This window comes from Meiothermus cerbereus DSM 11376 (assembly GCF_000620065.1).
GTDB lineage: Bacteria > Deinococcota > Deinococci > Deinococcales > Thermaceae > Meiothermus > Meiothermus cerbereus.
Window position 1 is genome coordinate 83,836 of sequence record NZ_JHVI01000014.1, and the last position, 16,824, is coordinate 100,659.

16 protein-coding genes are annotated in these 16,824 nt (G+C 61.5%); 11 read left to right on the top strand and 5 right to left on the bottom strand.

The features are described 5' to 3' along the window. Positions 1–4: 4 nt before the first annotated feature. From Q355_RS0106745 to Q355_RS0106780, 8 genes are all read left to right on the top strand, one after another. Positions 5–361: a DUF4383 domain-containing protein gene (locus Q355_RS0106745; RefSeq protein WP_027877094.1), complete on the top strand. Its 357-nt coding sequence runs from the start codon at positions 5–7 to the stop codon at positions 359–361. A 122-nt stretch (positions 362–483) separates the two neighbouring features. After that, complete coding sequence (locus Q355_RS0106750; RefSeq protein WP_027877095.1) at positions 484–951, top strand: GbsR/MarR family transcriptional regulator; 468 nt, start codon at positions 484–486, stop codon at positions 949–951. A gap of 12 nt (positions 952–963) precedes the next feature. Beyond that, positions 964–2,190: an ABC transporter permease gene (locus Q355_RS0106755; protein ID WP_027877096.1), complete on the top strand. Its 1,227-nt coding sequence runs from the start codon at positions 964–966 to the stop codon at positions 2,188–2,190. Between the two features lie 12 nt (positions 2,191–2,202). Then, the gene (locus tag Q355_RS0106760) at positions 2,203–2,934 is read left to right on the top strand and encodes an outer membrane lipoprotein-sorting protein (protein WP_027877097.1); all 732 of its coding nucleotides are present in this window, start codon (positions 2,203–2,205) and stop codon (positions 2,932–2,934) included. Between the two features lie 22 nt (positions 2,935–2,956). Further along, complete coding sequence (locus Q355_RS0106765) at positions 2,957–4,189, top strand: ABC transporter permease (RefSeq protein ID WP_027877098.1); 1,233 nt, start codon at positions 2,957–2,959, stop codon at positions 4,187–4,189. Between the two features lie 13 nt (positions 4,190–4,202). After that, entirely contained in the window at positions 4,203–4,877 is a 675-nt protein-coding gene (locus Q355_RS0106770) for an ABC transporter ATP-binding protein (protein WP_027877099.1), read from the top strand. Continuing rightward, positions 4,858–5,811, top strand: coding sequence for a hypothetical protein (locus tag Q355_RS0106775; protein ID WP_027877100.1), 954 nt, complete (start codon positions 4,858–4,860; stop codon positions 5,809–5,811). Before Q355_RS0106770 ends, Q355_RS0106775 begins: the two co-directional genes overlap by 20 nt. Positions 5,812–5,900: 89 nt before the next feature. Further along, positions 5,901–6,560: a histidine phosphatase family protein gene (locus tag Q355_RS0106780; protein WP_027877101.1), complete on the top strand. Its 660-nt coding sequence runs from the start codon at positions 5,901–5,903 to the stop codon at positions 6,558–6,560. Here Q355_RS0106780 and Q355_RS0106785 read toward each other — a convergent pair. The 3 genes from Q355_RS0106785 to Q355_RS0106795 are packed head-to-tail and all read right to left on the bottom strand — an operon-like array spanning position 6,519 to position 9,828. Further along, positions 6,519–8,666, bottom strand: coding sequence for an alpha-amylase family glycosyl hydrolase (locus Q355_RS0106785; RefSeq protein WP_036258885.1), 2,148 nt, complete (start codon positions 8,664–8,666; stop codon positions 6,519–6,521). The two genes, Q355_RS0106780 and Q355_RS0106785, sit on opposite strands and share 42 nt — an antisense overlap. Before the next feature lie 28 nt (positions 8,667–8,694). Then, the gene (locus tag Q355_RS0106790) at positions 8,695–9,567 is read right to left on the bottom strand and encodes a DMT family transporter (RefSeq protein ID WP_051529345.1); all 873 of its coding nucleotides are present in this window, start codon (positions 9,565–9,567) and stop codon (positions 8,695–8,697) included. A 6-nt stretch (positions 9,568–9,573) separates the two neighbouring features. Further along, positions 9,574–9,828: a hypothetical protein gene (locus Q355_RS0106795; protein WP_027877104.1), complete on the bottom strand. Its 255-nt coding sequence runs from the start codon at positions 9,826–9,828 to the stop codon at positions 9,574–9,576. 52 nt (positions 9,829–9,880) lie between these two features. On the opposite strand from Q355_RS0106795, the gene glyA reads away from it, so the two are divergent. Together glyA and gabT are read left to right on the top strand one after the other, a co-directional pair. Beyond that, complete coding sequence (gene glyA / locus Q355_RS0106800; protein WP_027877105.1) at positions 9,881–11,113, top strand: serine hydroxymethyltransferase; 1,233 nt, start codon at positions 9,881–9,883, stop codon at positions 11,111–11,113. A 143-nt stretch (positions 11,114–11,256) separates the two neighbouring features. Continuing rightward, positions 11,257–12,561, top strand: coding sequence for a 4-aminobutyrate--2-oxoglutarate transaminase (gene gabT, locus Q355_RS0106805; RefSeq protein WP_027877106.1), 1,305 nt, complete (start codon positions 11,257–11,259; stop codon positions 12,559–12,561). Between the two features lie 481 nt (positions 12,562–13,042). On the opposite strand, the gene Q355_RS17110 is transcribed toward gabT, so the two are convergent. Both Q355_RS17110 and Q355_RS0106815 read right to left on the bottom strand, forming a co-directional pair. After that, positions 13,043–13,216 (bottom strand): hypothetical protein, encoded by a 174-nt coding sequence (locus Q355_RS17110; RefSeq protein ID WP_245597518.1) that lies wholly within the window; start codon positions 13,214–13,216, stop codon positions 13,043–13,045. A gap of 399 nt (positions 13,217–13,615) precedes the next feature. Continuing rightward, the gene (locus Q355_RS0106815; protein ID WP_245597519.1) at positions 13,616–15,352 is read right to left on the bottom strand and encodes a hypothetical protein; all 1,737 of its coding nucleotides are present in this window, start codon (positions 15,350–15,352) and stop codon (positions 13,616–13,618) included. Between the two features lie 433 nt (positions 15,353–15,785). On the opposite strand from Q355_RS0106815, the gene Q355_RS15535 reads away from it, so the two are divergent. Then, positions 15,786–16,824, top strand: a 1,039-nt coding sequence (locus Q355_RS15535; protein ID WP_245597520.1) for an ABC transporter ATP-binding protein, incomplete at its 3' end; no start/stop codon positions are given.

The window sequence follows — 16,824 nt, forward strand, 5'->3', positions numbered from 1 at the left end:
AGGTATGACGGCACAAAGAATTGACCTTTTCATGGGCCTGGTGTTTGCCTTGCTGGCCGTTCTCGGGTTGTTCTTTGCTCCCAGCGGGCTGATCCTGGGGCTTATTCCCAGCAACACCAGCCTGGCCATCGTGTACCTGATTACCGCGGTAGCCCTGCTATACGGCTACTTTACCGGTGATCGGCTGGCCCACATGATGGCTGCTGTGATTGGTCTGGTCTATGCGGCCCTGGCCATCATCGGGTTCTTCAGCAGCAGCTTCCTGGGCCTGCCCACGGGCGGCTGGAACACCGTGGTGAACCTGATTGCTGCTGTGGTGCTGATCTACGACTGGCTGGGCACACCCAGAACCGCTTCCTGAGCCAGCAAGGCGTCTCAAACGGGGCGAAACCAAGCTCGCCCCGTTTGTTTTTTGCTAGAAATCACACTGTATTCATTTTGTTCAGCATTTACTAAACTTACAAAATCTACTAAACTTCAAGCATGTCCGACCGCCTGCACCAGTTCGTGGAGGAGTTTGCCCTGGCCTATGAAGCCGCCGGCATTCCTCGCACAGCGGGGCGCATTCTGGGCTGGCTAATGGTCTGCGACCCACCCGAGCAAACCGCCTCGCAGTTGGTCGAGGCCCTGGGAAGCAGCAAGGCCTCCATCAGCACCATGACCCGGCTCCTGGTGCAGATGCATCTGATTGAGCGGGTGCCCAGGCGGGGCTCGAGGCAAGACTACTTCCGCATCCGGCCTGGCACCTGGAGCGAGCGGGTCAAAAACGGCCTGGCCGGTCTGAGCCTCTACAAAAGCCTGGCCGAGAAAGGGTTGCGGCTCCTGGAAAACGCCCCACCCCAGCGCAGCGAACGGCTGCAGGAGATGCGGGAGCTATACGCTTTTTTTGAAGAGGAACTGCAGGGGCTGTTTGAGCGCTACGAACGCAAGCAGCGTAAGCGGAAAGGCTGAGCGGAGGCACAAATGCTTAAAAGCTCGAGCACACTACTCAGGCTGGCCTGGCGCAACCTCTGGCGGCATCGGCGGCGCACCCTGCTGCTGCTGCTGGTAGTCGCCTATGCCACCCTCACCATCGTCTTGTTCTGGGGCATCAACGATGGGTTTATCCAGTCCATCCTGTACGGAAACGCGCGCTACCTGGGTGCGCCGGTGCTCATCACCACGCCCGCATATTTTCAGGACCCCGACCCCGAACAGGGGTTGCCCAGCCTGGGTTTTTTGTCTCAGGTAGAAACCCAGCCGGGGGTGCGGGCCGCAGCCCCACGTCTGGAATTTCCCGGCCTGGTTCGCTCGGCCTACGCTGCCGAAGCAGTGCGGGTTCGGGGTGTCGAACCGGCCCTCGAGGCCAGGGTAAGCCGCATCCCCAGCGCCATTGTCCAAGGTCGCATGCTGGAGAAGCCGGGCGAGGTGGTGCTGGGACAACAACTGGCCGAGCGCCTGGATGTGCGGCTGGGTGAACGGGTGGTGCTCGATACCTCGGCGCTGGCTGGGCCGCAGGCCCTGGGTTTGCAGGTGGTGGGGCTGGTGAGGTCGGGGGTGGCCCCAGTGGACCGCGGCGCGGTGCTGGTGCACCTGGGCGACGCCCGTCGGCTTACCGGGCTTGCAACCGCCACAGCCGTGGCCCTGGACGTGCCGCGCGGGCAGGAGTCTCGCCTGGCCCGGGCCCTCAACCTCGAGCTACCCCCCGGCCTGCGGGCCTACGACCTCAGCCAGTTGCTGGGTGGCCTGGCCGAGGCCCTGCAAACCCGGCAAGGCTCGGTATTTTTGATTGGGTTGCTGTTTTCGCTGTTTGCTGCGCTGGCCGTAACCAGCACGGTGCTGGTAAGCGTGCTCGAGCGCACCCGCGAGTTCGGCATCATGGAGGCCATCGGAATGAGCCCTCAGCGCCTGGCCCAGGTGGTCACGCTCGAAACGATCCTAGCCACTGCCCTCGGCTGGGGGGCAGGGCTGGTACTGGGCTATGCCCTTAACTACTGGATGGCTGTCCAGAACGTGCTAGGGCCCGTCTTTGCCAGCTATGGCGCCGCCTGGGAAATCCTGGGCACCGGCAGCGAAATCTACACAGCCCAAAGCCCCTGGTATGCCCTTTTTGCAGCCATAACCATCGTGCTGGCTGCGCTTTTTTCGATCCTGATTCCGGCCCGGCGGGTGCTGGCGCTCAACCCCGCCGAGGCCATGCGAACAGAGTAATCCGGAGGAAGCATGAACCTACGACTTTTGCTGCTCTTGGGCCTGCTCTGCCTGGGGCCTGCAGGTGCAGCCACCGACCCCCAGGCCGTGCTCAAGGCCATTGTGGACAACCAGCGCGGGGGAAGCCTGCGGGCAACCCTGACCCTGAGCATAACCCGCCCAGAGCGGCAGACCCAGTTTGTCCTCGAGGTGGTCTCGGACGGCAACGAGCGGGCCATCATCTGGGTCAAGGCCCCGCCCAGAGAAGCCGGGCAGGCTTTTTTGCGGGTGGGGGACAACATTCAGCTTTACAACCCCAGCCTCAAGCGGGTGCTGCGGCTCCCCCCCAGCGGGCGCAGCGACAGCTTCCTGGGCTCCGACCTTTCCTATAGCGACCTGGCCGGGCGCGACCTCGAGCAAGACTTCATCCCCCGGGTTGAGACTGAAAGCGACAGCAGCATCACCCTGGAACTCATCCCCAAACCCCAGGCCCCCACCCCCTACGGCAAGCTGGTGTTGCTGGCCAGCAAACCCGGCTTTGTCCCGCGCGAGGTGCGCTACTACGACCAGCGCGGCCAGGCGGTGCGAAAAATAACCTTTGCCCAGTTTGCCCAGGTGGGTGGGCAGAGCTTCCCCACCCAGACCACCGTGGAGGATTTGCTGCGTCCAGGCCACCGCACCCAGGTGGTTTACAGCAACTACCGCTTTGGAATTGCTGTACCCGAAAGCTGCTTCTCGGTGCGGGCGCTGGAGGCCGGCTGCTAGCCCAGCAGAAATGAGGATGTCCATGTTTAACCTCTTTAGCCTTTCCTGGCGCAACATCTGGCGACACCGCGGGCGCAGCCTGATGACGGCAGGGGCAGTAGGCCTGGCCGTGTTTTTCACCCTGCTATATCTGAGCTTTCTGGGGGCCATGGAAAACGGCATCTACAATAACCTCACCGCCTCGGTAGGACACCTGCAGGTGCGGGTGGAAGGCTACCGCGAAAAGCGTGAGTTTCGCGACCGGCTCATTCCGGGTGCAACCCGGGTAGAAAGCCAGCTTGCCACCCAGACGCAGGCCCAGCGGGTGGTGGCCCTGGAAATCCCTGCCCTGCTAGCAGGCGAGACCCGCTCTCGAGGGGTCTTGTTGATTGGCGACCGGCGTCCTCCTCCGCTGCGCGAACGCTTCATAAAGCAACACCTGGTCGAAGGGGATTTGCCACAGGAGGGCGACCTCGAGGGCATTGCCCTGGGAGAGGCACTGGCCAGGGCCCTCAAGGTAGAGCTGGGCCAGCCGTTGTATGTGTATGCGCCGGGGACGGAAGGACGGGGTGCAGGGGTCTACAAGCTGGTGGGGTTGCTGCGCTTCCCCGACCCCGCCGCCGAAGCCCGCAGCGCTTACCTCTCGCTGGCCGCCGCCCAGGAGCTGGCCGCACCCGGCAGCGCTACCCGCATCGAGCTACACTTTCCTTTTACCCGCTATGCCCAGGATGCTCAGCTCGGCGTCCTACAAACGCAGTTGGCCCAGAGCCTTGGGCCTGGCCTGAGCCTGGAAAGCTGGAAGGAGGCCAGTCCGGCCATCGCGCAGGTGTTCGACCTGCTGACCCCCCTGGTTCTGATTTTCGCGGCTATTTTTTTCGGGCTGGCGGGGCTTCTGGTGCTCAACACCATCTACCTGGGCCTGCTCGAGCGCACCCGCGAGCTGGGGGTGATGGTGGCGCTGGGCGCCGGGCCTGCCCAGGTAACCCGCATGGTCGTGCTGGAAAGCCTGTTGCTCTGCCTAAGCGGGGCCCTGGTGGGTGCAGCGCTGGGCCTACTTACAGTGGCGGCCCTGTCCGAAGGCCTTTCACTAAAGGCGCTGTTTGGCGAGGCAATTGGGGCCTTTGGCTTGCCCGAGGTGCTTTATTTGAGCCTGCGCACCCAGGACGCGCTGGTTACCGTGGTCTACACCCTGGCCACCGGCCTGCTGGCAGCCTGGTGGCCGGCCAGGGTAGCGGCCCGACTCGAGCCCGTCGAGGCCATGCGTTTTACGGCTTGAACAGAGGTGAGGCATGAAGCCCGTTTTACAAGTCAATAGTCTGAGCAAAATCTACCGGGTAGGCTCCATCGAGACCCCCGCCTTGCGGGAAGTGAACTTGTCGGTACATTCGGGAGAGTTTGTCGCGCTGGCCGGGCCCTCCGGCAGTGGCAAGAGCACCCTGCTGCACCTGATGGGCGGCCTGGATAAACCCACTGCCGGCGAGGTCTGGCTGGACGGTGTCCGCATAGACGGGTTCTCTAAAGCCCGGCTGGCCCATTTACGGCTGTGGAACCTGGGTTTTGTCTTTCAAGCCTACAACCTTATCCCGGTGCTTACGGCCCTGGAGAACGCGGCCTTCGTGCTCGAGCTGCGGGGCGAACCTCGGGAAACCCGCGAGGCCAAAGCCCTGCGGGCGCTGGAAACCCTGGGTATCCAGAACCTGGCCCATCGCCGTCCCAACCAGCTCTCGGGGGGGCAGCAGCAGCGGGTGGCGGTGGCCCGTGCCCTGGCCGCCCAGCCCAAAATCATCCTTGCCGACGAGCCCACCGCCAACCTCGACTCCAAGACCGGCCTAGCCCTGATCGAGCACCTGCGAACCCTCAACCGCGAGCAGGGCATCACCTTTGTCTTCAGCACCCACGATCCCCGGCTCTTGGAGCGGGTGGATCGGATTGTGCGCCTCGAGGATGGGCAAATTGCGGCCTGATCGCACCTGGCTGGTTGGGCTGGGTCTGTGGGCCGTGCTGGGCTGCTTTCAGTCCGTGCACGCCCAAAACCTGGAGACCCGGCTCGAGCTTCGCTTCTCCACCGCCATTGCCATCAGCAACCTGCCGCCAAGCGCAAGCTGGGGCCTGGGCGCCCAGCTCGAGGCCCGCTACGACCTGAACCCCTGGCGCTTCCGGCTGGTGCTGAACCCAGGGGTGAGCTTTTCCCGCACACCCAACACCGATGCCGGCCTGAGCGAGCTGTACCTGCTGTACCGCGAGAACGAGCTAGACGTAAGCGCGGGGCTCGAGCGGCTGCCCCTCGAGGTGGCCCGTCTGAGCCTGCCCTATAGCCTCGAGGCCGTTAGCCCGCTGGGTAATCGGCTGGGCCGCTGGGGGGCCAGGGTTAGCTGGAACCCCGAGGCCACCCGCCTGCGCCTGGCGCTGCTGGAGGATGCAAGCCAACTGCTGCCGGTGCTGAGCCTGCGGCGGGAGTTCGGCGACTTCGAGCTCGAGGCCCACGCCCTCTACCCCACCCGCTGGGTGCTGGGCCTGGGCGGCAGCGGCACCGTGGCCGGACTGGTGGTGTACGGGGAAGGCTGGCTGTTGCTAAATCCCCTCGAGGCCCGCTACGCACTGGGCCTGAGCGGCAGCCTGGGCGAAGGGGTGTGGACGCTCGAGGGGGGCTACGCCACCACCCTGCCCCTACTGCCTGCGAGCCATTTTCTGGCGGGGCAGTGGATCATTCCACAAGGGGAGGAGGCCAGTTGGAGCCTGACCGCTTACCTCTTGCTTTCCAATCCCTGGCAGTTTCAGCTAGGCAGCGGCTACCGCTACAACCTAGCCGAGCATGAGCTAAACGCCAGCCTGGCAACCCACTTCAGTTCTCAATCCTGGAGACTACTGCTCACTCTGAGCATCCGGGCTTTTCAGTAGAGCACCCTGCCCCATCATTGGGCCACACAACAACTTGATTAGCGTGTCCTACACAGCACAGTGGCCCCAGTTTTGGTAAGCTCTCTTCCATGAGTCGGATTCTGGTCACGTTATTGCGGCATGGCCGTTCCCTAGCCGACGACCTGCGTGTCCACGAAGGCCGTTTCGATGCCCCCCTCACCGAGGTGGGCCGAGCCCAGGCCCAGCAGCGCTTAGAGGAATTTCGCACCAAGCGGTTACGCTTCGATCGCATCATTTCCAGCCCCCTCCAGCGGGCCAGAGCCGTAGCAGAGCTGATGAGCGAAGGGCTAGAGGTGCCGCTGGAGCTTGACCCCGACTGGATGGAGCAAGACAACGGAAAAATTGCCGGACTTTCCTACGAGGAAGGCGATCGGCTCTTCCCCAAGCCCGCTTTTCGCAACCCCTACACCAGACCGTTCGATGGCACCGGTGAAAGCGAGTGGGAAACCTACTGCCGCGCCGCTCGAGCCGTACAAAATCTGGTGAACCGGGGGGCGGGGTCGTACCTGGTGGTGGCTCATGGAAAAATTCTCAACTGCGCACTCTGGTCCATCTTCGGTATTCCCCCGCTGGGCAGTACGAGGGGCCTGCGGTTTTCCTTTGCCGACCTTGGCTACGCAGTACTGGAATACCAGCCTCAGCAACACCTATGGCACTTAGACAAGTTCGAAATGGGCTTCAACACCTTAGCGAACCCGCTCGAGGTAGCGCCACCCCAGCCCGGCTAGGCGCACCTGCCGTTGGTAAACCCGTCCCTCCACCGCATCGCGCCACTGGCCGGGGGGCAGCGGCATAAGAGCCTCTTCGCTACTGTTGTTGAAGGCCGCCAGCACCTCCCCCACCCCCGGCTCACCGCGCAGGAAGGCCATCAGGGCCTCCTCGCCCCGGTAGGTGCGGAAGAGCGGGCTCTGGAAAGCCTTGAGCTGGCCCTTCAGGCGGCCCAGCAAGCGGTAGTGCTGGAGCACCTCGGCGCGACACCGATCCCACTGAAGGGGGTAGCGGTATAGCTCGTTTACCGGCCACTGCCCCCGCTCGCCGGTAAACCCGCACTCCTCGCCCTGGAACACCACCGAGGCCCCCGGCAGGGCATAGAGCATAGCCGAAGCCAGCCGCAGCCGGGCCAGGGCCTCCGGGCTGGGAGTATCGCGCAGGCCGCCCCCGCCCAGCTCGGTCAGGACGCGCGGGGTATCGTGGGAGCCGATCAGGTTAAAGCCCATCGCCGCCACGGCCTCAGGATAGGTCGCATAAACCCGGGCCAGATCGGCCAGGGCCCGTCGCCCGTTCTGCAAAGGCCCACCGCGCGCAAAGCCCAGAATGCCCCCAAAGGCCGGCGGCGAGCCGCCGCGCCCCAGGGTGTAGTTCATCAGGGAGTCGAACTGGTCGCCCTGAAGGTACTCCGGGCGCAGGTCCCAGACCTCCCCCACCAGGTACACCTCGGGCTTTTGCGCCTTGAGTTCAGCCCGCCAGCGCCGCACGAACTCGGGCGAGATCTCGTTGGCCACATCCACCCGGATGCCATCGAAGCCAAAGTTGAGCCAGAACCGGGAGACCCGGATCAAATAGTCCTGCACCTCGGGGTTGGCGGTATTGAGTTTGGGCAGGCTGCCCAGGTCGGCCCAGCCCACATAGGCGCGGCCATCGCCGGGGGTAAAGGGCCACTGGCGGATGAAGTACCAGTTCCAGTAGCGCGACTCGCGGCCCTTCTTCACCACGTCCTGGAAGGCCCAGTGGCCTAGGCCAGTGTGGTTGGGCACAAAGTCGAAGATGACCCGGATGCCCTGGCGCCGGGCCTCGCTCAGCAGGCGCTTGAGGAGGGCGTTGTCGCCCAGGCGGGGGGCCACCCGCACGTAGTCGTGGGTGTCGTAGCCATGGGCCGAGCCTGAATCGAAGAGGGGGTTGAAGTAAATCAGGTTCACCCCCAGCGCGCGCAGGTGGGGCAGGCGCTGTAGCACCCCGGCTAAGTCGCCGCCGTAGTACTGCTGGCAGCAGTGGTAGTCACCGGGGGGATCGCTCCAGCGCGAGAGGTAGGGAGGTTTCCCGCTCCAGGTTTTGTCGAAACGGGCCTGGGAGGTCTTTAGGGCCAGGTGGTCGTTGCGGGGGTCGCCGTTCCAGAAGCGGTCGGGGAAGATCTGATAGCCCACCCGCCCCGCCACCCAGTCCACCGCGCTAAAGCGCTGGGCCGGAACCTGGTAGGGGCCAAAGGTCTGCGCTTGGCCTTCCTGGTCTACTACCTGCAGACGGTACTGCTGCGCGCTAAGCGGCAGGGTGCCCCGCCACATGGTTCCCTCGAGCGTGCGAAGCTGCAACAGCATGGGGTAGGGCCGGTCGGCCAGCAGGGTGGCGGAACGCACTTCTTCGCTCGTCCAGAAGCGCACCGAAAGCCGCCCGGCCACCTGCGAGAGGAAGCGGGGGTTGGCGGGGTCGTGCTCGAGCAGGGCTTTTTCCGGCTCCGGTGAGGCTTCAGCAGTCCGGCCCACCTCGCGCACCGCATTCTTGCCACCCTGACCGTCGTCCACGCAGCCCTCGGCCTCGGCATCCACCTGCGGCGTGCCAAAGGTTTCGTCTTCGCACATGTCTTTGGGCCACTGCCCATTGACCACAAACTTGTACTGCACCGGGCCTGGCGGCAGCTCTAGCGTTACCTGCCAGACCCCTTCCTCGGTCTTCTGCATGGGCAGCTCGGCCCAGTTGTTGAAGCTGCCCCGCAGGCTCACCGAGCGCACCTCGAGGCCATAGGGGGGGTCGTAGGTGAAGGTAACAGCCACCTTTTGTTGGGCCCATGCCAGGCTGAACAGCAGAAGCCCAAGCCACATCCAATGTCTTAGTGCATACATCCGCCACCTCCAGAACACTCGCGTTGCTTCATCCTGTGCTTTGGTGCGGGCTTGGGGCCACCGCGGTCTGCGGCCTGAGCACCATCCACACCACCCCCGCCAGCACCAGCCCCGCCCCCAGATACCCCAGCAGGCTGAAGCGCTCGCCCCACCACAGCCAGGCTGCAAAAGCCGCCACCACCGGCTCTATGGTCGCCACCACCGAGGCCCGGGTGGCCTCGAGGTGCCTGAGTCCGGCAAAGTACAGCGTCACGGCAAAAAAGGTGGAAGCCACCGTCAAAAAAGCGATGGCGGCCCAGGCCTCGGCATTTTTGGGAACAAAATCCACAAAAGGCAAGAGCCCCAGCGCCCCCACCGGAAGCGCATACAAAAACACCGTGGGGGTGGTGTATTTGCTCAGATAAAGTTTGCCAAACAGGTAGTAGGTGGCATAGGTCAGGGCCGAGAGCAGGCCCCAGAACACCGCAGCCAGGGTCACCCGGGCCCCACCCCCTTGCAGGCTCACCAGGGCCACCCCCAAAAGGGTCAGGGCCACCGCCAAAAGCTTATGGGCGTCCATGGGCTCGCGCAAAAACAGCCAGGAGAGCAGGGCCACTATAGCTGGGGCGGTATAGAGCAGCACCGCCGCCAAAGCTGCGCCCCCACTCTCGATGGCAAGCTGGTAGGCCCCATAAAAAAGCGAGATGCCCACCAGGCCAAAGCCCAGCACCGCCCCAGCATCGGCGCGCTCGAGGCGGATTTTTTGTATTAGAACGGCCTGGGCACCAAACAACACCGCACCCAAAGCCGCCCGCCAGAAGGCCACCTCGAGGGGGCCCACCCCCTGCTCAAAGGCAAATCGGGAGACCACCCCAAGGAGCCCCCACAAGCAGGCGGCGGCCAGCACATACAAATACCCGATCAAGGCTTACTCAACCGCGTGATTACGGCGACGGGCCATCCAGCTCCAGACCAGACCCAGGCCCAAAAACAAGCCCGAGCCAAACACCACCAGGTAGGTGATCCAGAGGCGGGGGTTCACATTGTAAAAGTCGCGGCTGCGCTGGGCCGTGAGGGCCACCAGGTAGTCGCGGATGGTGATGAAATTCATCGTGGCCAGGATAATGGCTACCAGGAGCAGAACCAGCCCCAGAATTAAGGAGATGCGACCCAAAACGCTCATGACCTAAGTTTACCGGATTTGGCGAGGGATTTGATATTGCTATACTTAGAGAATGACCAAGGCGCCCGAAACTCTCCCCCGCGACGAGCTGGTCTTCGACCTGATCCGCCAGGAAGAAGAGCGCCAGCGCAATGGCCTCGAGCTCATTGCCTCGGAAAACTTCACCTCGGCCCAGGTGCGCGAAGCGGTGGGCAGCGTGCTCACCAACAAGTACGCCGAGGGCTACCCCGGCAAGCGCTGGTACGGCGGCTGTGAGATTGTAGACCAGGTTGAAACCCTGGCCATCGAGCGGGCCAAACAGCTTTTTGGGGCGGCCTGGGCCAACGTGCAGCCCCATTCTGGCTCTAGCGCCAACATTGCGGTGTACGCCGCGCTGCTCAAACCCGGCGACACCGTCTTGGGCATGGATCTGTCGCACGGCGGCCACCTCACCCACGGCTCCCCGGTCAACTTCTCGGGCATCAACTACAGGTTTATTGGCTACAAGGTGCGCCAAGAAGACGAATTGCTGCACATGGAGGACGTGCGGGCTTTGGCCCTGGAGCACAAGCCCAGAATGATCATCTGTGGAGCCAGCGCCTACAGTCGCATCCTCGATTTTAAGGCCTTCCGCGAGATTGCCGACGAGGTGGGGGCCTACCTGATGGCCGACATCGCCCACATCGCGGGGCTGGTAGCGGCAGGACTGCACCCCTCGCCCCTGCCTTATGCCCACGTGGTCACCTCGACCACCCACAAGACCCTGCGCGGCCCACGCTCCGGCCTGATTTTATCGAACGACCTCGAGGTGGCCGCCATCCTGGATCGCTCCATCTTCCCCGGAACCCAGGGGGGGCCTTTGGAGCACGTTATCGCGGGCAAAGCAGTGGCTTTCTGGGAGGCTTTGCAGCCCTCCTTCAAAACTTACTCAGCCCAGATCATCAAAAACGCCCAGACCCTGGCTGCCGAGCTACAAAAGCGCGGCTACCGCATCGTTTCGGGCGGCACCGACAACCACCTTTTTGTGGTGGATCTGCGCCCCCAGGGCCTCAACGGCAGCAAGGCCACCCGGCTCTTAGACGCCGTCCACATCACCATCTCCAAAAGCACCCTGCCCTACGACAGCGAGAAAATCATCCACGGCGGCGGCATCCGCATCGGCACCCCGGCCATCACCACCCGCGGCATGACCGAGGAACACATGCCCCTCATCGCCGAGTTTATTGACCGGGCCCTGAAAGGCGATAACCCCGAAACGCTCAAGGCCGAGGTAAAAGCCTTTGCCTCGCAGTTTCCGCTCCCTTAGCCACACCTCGAGCAATCGAGCTGGCTCGAGGTGGGTCTCCAGCAAAACTTACCTTTGCTGAAAACCAAGCCAGGGCTATTGCAAGGGGTACACAAGCAACCCCAAGCGGGATACACTCGAGGTCGGACTATCGGAGGAAACCTATGATTCAAACCCCTTCCAAAAACCAGGCCCTGATCGAGCGGCGGCATAAGGTTGTCCCCAGAGGCGTTTCGCAAGTACACCCCATCGTGATAGAGCGCGCCGAGGGCGGGAAAATCTGGGACGTAGACGGCAACGAGTACCTGGACTGGTTCGGCGGCATCGGGGTGCTGAACGTCGGGCACAACCACCCCAAAGTGGTAGCAGCCGTGGAAAAACAACTGCGCCGCTACCTGCACACCTGCTTTCCCGGGGTGGCCTACGAGCCCTACATCGAGCTGGCCGAGCGAATCACAGCCACCGCGCCCATTGGCGGCGAGAAAAAGGCTTTCTTTATCAACACCGGCGTGGAAGCCACCGAGAACGCCATCAAGATTGCCCGGGCCTATACCAACCGGCCTGGGGTGATTGCCTTCCGGGGCAGCTTCCACGGGCGCACCCTGATGGGCATGACCCTCACCGGCAAGTCCAATCCCTACCGCCAGAACTTTGGCCCCTTTGCCCCCGAGGTCTACCACGCCCCCTACCCCAGCGAGTACCACGGGGTGGACACCCGCAAGGCCCTGGAGGGGCTGCACGAGGTCTTCGATACCCAGATCCAGCCCGAGCGGGTGGCCGCCATCATCATCGAGCCGCAGCTGGGCGAGGGCGGCTTCACCCCGGCCCCCAAGCCCTTCCTCAAAGCCCTGCGCAGCCTCACCCAGAAGCACGGCATCGTCTTCATTGACGATGAGGTGCAGACCGGCATTGGCCGCACTGGCAAATTCTGGGCCATCGAGCACGCCGAGGTGGAGCCCGACCTAATCTGCTTCGCCAAGAGCATCGGGGGCGGGATGCCCATCGGCGGGGTGCTGGGCAAGGCCGAGATCATGGACGCCCCCCTGGTGGGCGGGCTGGGCAGCACCTTCGGCGGCAATCCCCTCTCGTGTGCGGCGGCGCTGGCGGTGCTGGACATCTTCGAAGAGGAAAACCTGCTGGAAAAAGCCCAGAAGCTGGGGGAGGTTCTGCACGAAGGCTTCCGCCAGATTCAGGCCCGCTTCCCCCAGGTGGTGGGCGATGTGCGCGGCCTGGGGCCCATGATTGCCATGGAACTGGTCAAAGACCCCAGCTCCAAAAGCCCCGATGCCCAGCTCGCCAACCGCCTGCTGGAGATTGCCCGCGAGAAAGGTTTGCTGCTCTTTAAGGCCGGCATGCACGCCAACGTGATCCGCTGCCTGGTGCCGCTGGTGGTAAGCGAAGAGGAAGCCCGCAAGGGCCTGGCCATTCTGGAAGCGAGCCTCGAGCAGGCCCTGAGCGAAGCCAAATAGAGCGCTCTTCACAATTATTGAACCGCTCAAAACTTGATAGGAGTTACGCACTTGAGTGAGGATTTGGGGGGAAATAAGATTGATAAAATCGCGTACAGAACGGCATTTACCCGAATCCTAAGGTGCCTGCGTTTACAAGGTATAACGATTCCAGAAACAAGAAGCCCACAACGTCAATAAAACACGATTCCGACGGGCTGAAGTGAGGAGCCAACCCATGGTTTTGTCAACGTTCAACTGCGTAAGTCCTAACTTGATTGCTTTGCCCTGCACAGCACAGTTGCCTCCCATCCGGGAGGCAACGTCTTGTGAAAAGTGCGATAATTCTGGTTGTAGAAACAGCTTATACCAGATTCGGTTAGTTCGTCACCGAACGGTGACGAACTAACCCGACCGAAGGGAGTGCTCTAGGATTCAAAAAGATAGCCTCTTAGCGCTTTTTGTTTGAAGATTATCTTTTTGAATCCGGTATTACACGGCGTCAAGGCCTGAAATCTGGGGAGCCATACTGCAAAACCCGCAGTTTGCTGGGAGCATTCACATCCTCCAGGATTACAAACACCAGCTTGCCTGGCTGGCTGGCATACTCCAGGAGGGGGGCATCGCCACACTGCAACTTGAGGGTGGGAATCCTACCACCGTAGTCATAGGGCATGTACGTAAATTTGTAAAAACCTCTCCACGCTTCCAGCGGCGGCAGTGGGAGGCCGAGAACTTCCCCCCGCAAGGGGCTGGTGGCAGGCCGGTTCATCTGAAACCGAACCGCAGAGTAGCCCCCTTCAGTTCTTAAGTCCGGATCCCATTCAGCAGGAATCTCCTCTTGATTGTGCTCCCGGAGGCTTCCCGGATAGAACAAAAGGATGCGGGGAGAAAGGTAGCCGCTATCCCCTGGCGCTACGCGTACCTCAGCCCGGAGGCCCTCCGGGCACAGGGCTGGGTTTTCCGGAAAGTAGAACAGAAATGGTCTCGCTGGTGAGGGAGAAGGAAAGGGACAGGCGGAGAGCAGCGGCAGCAGCGACAGTAGTGCCATTTTGAGCCATCTCATATATCCACCTCAGTCACGCGGCCCATCCCCAGGGGGTGGGGTTGGGTTATCGCCCGGGTTGGGAGCTGTTGGGGTGTAAAGCCGATAGGCCCCAAAGGACATGTCGTAATAGTCGCTCAGGAAAACGGTGTCGCTTTTATTCCAGTACTTCGCATCATCGGTGCGGGCATGGTAGGGAAGGTCAGTTCGATTACTAATGTTGACAACGGCATAGTTCTCCGACCAGTCCCAGTACTCCAGAATTTTGAACTTTTTGGCCAGGGCAAAGTGGGCGTTGCCGAAGCGAACGCCGTTCACAATAAGCGGAATGGAGTTATTGGTCTGATAGCCCACAATGGCAGGCATCTCACTGCCCGAAGGAGCGCCGATAGAGGCCTTGAGGACCCCATTCACCCCCCAGGTGGCCTGCGACCAGGTTACAAAATTCAGAACTGGCGGCAGGATTATGGATAGGCTGGGAAGGTCAAAATCCCGCGACCAGACCCCGGTCAGTCGCTCGGGCCAGTTGTTGTCGGCCAACCAGGAATTTCCACCATTAAGTAGACCCGAAAAGCTGGTGTTGGTTTCACCTCTAAAATGTGTGGAGCCCATTTTTTCTGGCAGCCATGCTGCGTAGACATCCCGCGTGACCCCGTTGATGTCCTTACTGCCCACCCGCACCGGCCAGAAAACCATTTGCATGAATTTTTCTTGCTCGGACGTGGTCGCGGCGCTGCCTACCGTTACTGTAGCCCCATGTGGAGACAAGTTGTTGTTTGGTAGGCGAATCACACGGCTGTTCCCAAATCTGCCCGCGGCCCTGTTCCAGTCCAACAACCGGGCCACCGACATGGCGCCGCAGCCTACAAGATATTGTCCACCGTTGTACTGGTCACCCGTGATCAGGCCCCGTGAAATTGGGCTGGGGTAATCGTAATCGCCCCACACCCCCGTTCCAACTTGGTAGGGCGCGGCCAGCGGGTTGCTGTAGTTCTGGTTTGGATTTTCCCGCCAACCGATATTCCAATGGATGTACTGATAGTTTCCGAAATCGAGATCCCTAAGATTGATATTCGTGGGATTGCTTATTTCACCTTCTACAACTCTAACCGTACACCACCACGCAAAATGATTCACACAGTCGTTTCTGGTTGTAACCTGGCTACTGACCCCATTCTTGAAGAACTGGCTACCGATGTGCATCACAGGATCGTTGGTAGCACCTGAGGCCGTAGGCGCGGGCACGCCTTTGGGCGACTCGTCCAGTAGTCGCTTCCAACGTTTCGCCATTTCTCTTGGAATATCCCCCTGCTCTACACTACTGGCAATCGCGGCAAAGGCTTTTCTGATCGCATCGGTTTCGTCCGCAGAGAGGCGGTTTCCTCTGGCGTCCAACCATTCCTGGCCCCTAACTGCATACAGGCCATCGCCGTACTTAACCAACCGGCATTCGCCACAGGTTTGCTGAATAGATTTGAAGATATCGACTGGAAAGAGGCTGCCGTGGAAGGTTCGATTGGTTGCAGCGCCCGTTAAATAAACCACATTACCGTTCTTTGCTGTGCTTACAGATTGCCAAAAGCTGCTTGGGCGTTCACCGTCCACTATCAAGTTAGCCCAAAAAGCCGGACGCATAAGCGGATCATGAATAAGGGTGGACACAACCCATTTGTTCTGAGCGGTTTGGAGGGTCAAGTCCAGGTCGTCTTTCGAAGCATTAATGGCGAGTGCTTGTCCGATGTGTGCCGGAACCGTTTCATAGGTCAAAGAGTCCTGTGCACGGCTTGCTTGTTGCGACCCGCACGCCGCCAGCAACAGGGTTAGCCCAACGACCAACGACCAACGACCAACGACCAACGACCAAAAGATGAAAAACGCATAGCTGAATTCACCTCCATAGTCCAGGCTACATTTTTGGGGTAGCCAGGATCATGGTAGAGTAGTGTTTTAAGTTAAGTCAATAGCTAATATTTTGTTTATATTAAGTAAAAATTTATTGCTTCCTAGACCAAGCCGCTATGCAGCACCACAGTCATTTGTGCCAAACGCTCCCTGGCACTACTACAAGGGCATCCTTTACTCTTCCTGACCTTTCTCTAAGGTAGGGGCTTCTGCCCTTGGGTGTCTTGCTTAGGTAACTGCACACCTATCCCAGAACGGTTCAAAAGTGCGGTGTCTTTTGGTAGTCTATGCGCCAACCATGATCGCCGCCGCACGGCCCCCAGTCACGGGGGAATCCCTTTCCATACAGAACGTGGTCAAAAAATTCGGTGACTTCACCGCGCTGGGGGGGGTAAGCCTCGAGGTTCCCATGGGTGAGTTCTTCACCCTTTTGGGGCCTTCGGGCTGTGGCAAAACCACCCTGCTGCGGATTATTGCCGGCCTCGAGGTGCCCACCGAGGGCCGGGTTGTGCTGATGGGCAAAGACATCACCCCCCTGCCCGCCAACCAGCGCCCGGTCAATACCGTGTTTCAAAGCTACGCCCTTTTTCCCCACCTGTCGGTGCGGGAAAACATCGCCTTTGGCCTCAAGAGCCGCCGCATGAGCCAGGCCGAGGTGGAGCGGCGGGTGCGGTATGGGCTGGAGATGTTGCAGCTCGAGCGCTTCGCCGAGCGGCTGCCCCACCAGCTCTCGGGCGGCCAGAAGCAGCGGGTGGCCCTGGCCAGGGCGCTGGTGAATGAACCCCAGGTGCTTTTGCTCGACGAGCCCATGAGCGCCCTCGATGCCAAGCTGCGGGCCGAGGTGCAGGTGCAACTTCGGCGCTTGCAGCAGCAACTGGGCCTGACCTTTATCCTGGTTACGCACGACCAGGACGAGGCCATGGCCGTCTCGGATCGCATCGCCCTGATGCGCATGGGCCACCTCGAGCAGGTCGGCACCCCCGACGAGGTCTACGAGCGGCCCCGCACCCGCTACGCCGCCGAGTTCCTGGGGGCGGCCAACCTGATTAAGGGCCAAAGGCTTCCCCTGGGCTTCGAGACCGCCTTTGGCAAGCTGGCCCTGCGCCAGACCCCACCCTGGGACGAGGGGTATGTGGCCATCCGGCCCGAACGGGTGCGGCTATCCGAGGTGGAACCCCAGCAGAACGGCCTGCGGGTGCGGGTGCGCGAGGCGGTCTACCGTGGGGCCTATCAGGAGGTATGGCTCGAGGCCCGGAGGGCGCGAGCATCCGATGAATTGCGGGAAAATTCATCGAGCAGTGCAATGGCCTCGTCTTCGCTCGAGGCCCGGAGGGCGC

Coding starts and splice junctions, on each gene's coding strand:
- Q355_RS0106755 (WP_027877096.1), top strand. CDS start 964: ATGCTTAAAAGCTCGAGCACACTACTCAGGCTGGCCTGGCGCAACCTC.
- Q355_RS0106765 (WP_027877098.1), top strand. CDS start 2,957: ATGTTTAACCTCTTTAGCCTTTCCTGGCGCAACATCTGGCGACACCGC.
- Q355_RS0106745 (WP_027877094.1), top strand. CDS start 5: ATGACGGCACAAAGAATTGACCTTTTCATGGGCCTGGTGTTTGCCTTG.
- Q355_RS0106795 (WP_027877104.1), bottom strand. CDS start 9,828: ATGAGCGTTTTGGGTCGCATCTCCTTAATTCTGGGGCTGGTTCTGCTC.
- Q355_RS0106780 (WP_027877101.1), top strand. CDS start 5,901: ATGAGTCGGATTCTGGTCACGTTATTGCGGCATGGCCGTTCCCTAGCC.
- gabT (WP_027877106.1), top strand. CDS start 11,257: ATGATTCAAACCCCTTCCAAAAACCAGGCCCTGATCGAGCGGCGGCAT.
- glyA (WP_027877105.1), top strand. CDS start 9,881: ATGACCAAGGCGCCCGAAACTCTCCCCCGCGACGAGCTGGTCTTCGAC.
- Q355_RS0106760 (WP_027877097.1), top strand. CDS start 2,203: ATGAACCTACGACTTTTGCTGCTCTTGGGCCTGCTCTGCCTGGGGCCT.
- Q355_RS17110 (WP_245597518.1), bottom strand. CDS start 13,216: ATGCCCTATGACTACGGTGGTAGGATTCCCACCCTCAAGTTGCAGTGT.
- Q355_RS0106750 (WP_027877095.1), top strand. CDS start 484: ATGTCCGACCGCCTGCACCAGTTCGTGGAGGAGTTTGCCCTGGCCTAT.
- Q355_RS0106770 (WP_027877099.1), top strand. CDS start 4,203: ATGAAGCCCGTTTTACAAGTCAATAGTCTGAGCAAAATCTACCGGGTA.
- Q355_RS0106785 (WP_036258885.1), bottom strand. CDS start 8,666: ATGTATGCACTAAGACATTGGATGTGGCTTGGGCTTCTGCTGTTCAGC.
- Q355_RS0106775 (WP_027877100.1), top strand. CDS start 4,858: ATGGGCAAATTGCGGCCTGATCGCACCTGGCTGGTTGGGCTGGGTCTG.